Here is a 1,757-nt window from a genome sequence, read left to right as displayed (position 1 = left end):
TGTGCAGCATCCTCGGCGTCGCCCGCTCGAGCTTCTACTACTGGCGCCGGACAGCAGCGGACCGGGCCGCCCGGCAGGCGGCCGACGCCCGCCTGGCCGCCCGGATACGGGCCGTGCACCAGGAATCGGACGGCACCTATGGAGCCCCGAGGATCACCGCCGAGCTCCGCGAGACCAGCGGTGAGGCGGTCAACCACAAGCGGGTCGCGAGGATCATGCGGGCCTCCGGGATCGAAGGGGTCCGGTTGCGCCGCCGGCACCGCACCACCGTCCCCGACCCGGCCGCGGCCAAGGCCCCGGACCTGATCGGCCGCGACTTCACCGCGGACAAGCCGAACGCGAAGTACGTCGGCGACATCACCTACCTGCCCGGATCTTGACCCGGGGTCTTGGACACCATGTACATGGGGCGGCGGCCAGGACGCACGCGGCATGGCCACGCTGTTCGCCACCTCGCCGCCAAGCTCATCATCCTGTGACGGCTGAGGGGAGGGCGCGACACGATGGGTGTCATCCGACCGCAGACTTGCACTGCGAATGGTCCCGCGTGTGCAGTTCATGCTGGTGGCGTGCGGATTCGAGCAGGTCCTGCCAGGACGTCACCAGGGGGCGACGGCGCAGGAGGGCACGTCGTTCGCGTTCGGTCATGCCGCCCCAGATGCCGTGCTCGATCCTTCTGTCCAGGGCATGGGCGAGGCATTCCGTGCGTACCGGGCAGCCTGCGCAGACAACTTTTGCCCTGTTCTGGGCGGCCCCGTCGACGAATAACTCGTCCGGTTCGACGGTCCGGCATTTGGCCTGTCCGCCCCATTCCTCACCGAAAGTCCCCACAGCCCCGCCCTCTCTGATCTGGCTTGTCCCGCTGGCCTGAGGCACCAGCGAGTGGCAAGTGCTCCCGACCGTATGACAGTTCGTCCGCACGCGGAACAGCGGTGTCGGGTTGTCATCCCTTCCAGCATTGTCTCGCAAGTGCGTGCGATCTCCGTGCGGCCGGTGAGTATTCCGGCGTGCGCAGGACGGGCTCCGCCGCGCTGAGGGGTTGACTTCCCTTGGGGCACGCATCCTTCGGTTCCCTTCGCAGGCGGTAGGGATCAGGCCGGGGGTGATGTTCTCTGTCTGCGGGCCCTTTTGGCCCTGTGCGACGTTGCAGCAGACCTTCTGGCCTTCCTGGAGCTCACGGAAGCCGGGGCGTTGATGTTGGAGTATGGGCGAAGACGTCGGGGCCTCCGCCGTCCTGCTCGATGAAGCCCAAGCCCTTTCCCGCGTTGAACCACTTCACGGTTCCCGTTGCCACGTCAATGCTTCTCATGTTGCAGTCCCGCACGGCGCGGACTCAAGGAGGATCATCTCCCCGGCGATGCCCGAGAAAGCAGAGTCCCCGTCTCCGGTCAGGATCCACCGATTGCGTTAGGGAGGTAGTGAAGCTTCGTCGGCGCACTCAGCGGCTCACCGGCGTCCTGCCGCTCCACCCGTGTGAGCTTCTGCGGGCCGCAAGAAATGGACCATGCGCTGGAAAGCACCGCTGAACGCCTTCCGGATCACCTTCGAAGGCCGGCTCACCCCGGCTGCTCTTTGAACACCTCAACAACCACGATCAGACGTCGATTTGACACACCCGTTTCGTCACGACTGGTGCGTCGCTGCGTGTTGGTCGCTCAGGCGGGGGGTCTGTGTGGCGAACGGTGGAACTCAGTCGGTTTTGTTCAGCGTCGTCCGGCGGTGAGCCGGCCGTCGAAGGTGATGTCGAAGGCTTGGAG

Annotated in this window: 1 protein-coding gene and 2 pseudogenes; 1 reads left to right on the top strand and 2 read right to left on the bottom strand. The window is 66.1% G+C overall.

The window, feature by feature from the left end; genetic code table 11:
- A pseudogene (locus ACFYW5_RS37925) lies at positions 1-371 on the top strand (IS3 family transposase); the annotation flags it as partial.
- A gap of 139 nt (positions 372-510) precedes the next feature.
- On the opposite strand, the gene ACFYW5_RS37920 reads toward ACFYW5_RS37925, so the two are convergent.
- Positions 511-849 (bottom strand): WhiB family transcriptional regulator, encoded by a 339-nt coding sequence (locus ACFYW5_RS37920; protein WP_389421689.1) that lies wholly within the window; start codon positions 847-849, stop codon positions 511-513.
- Between the two features lie 246 nt (positions 850-1,095).
- A pseudogene (locus ACFYW5_RS37915) lies at positions 1,096-1,294 on the bottom strand (cold-shock protein); the annotation flags it as partial.
- Positions 1,295-1,757: the final 463 nt, after the last annotated feature.

The organism is Streptomyces sp. NPDC002779 (genome assembly GCF_042888685.1).
Lineage (GTDB): Bacteria > Actinomycetota > Actinomycetes > Streptomycetales > Streptomycetaceae > Streptomyces.
This window is presented reverse-complemented; position numbering and strand designations above follow the sequence as displayed.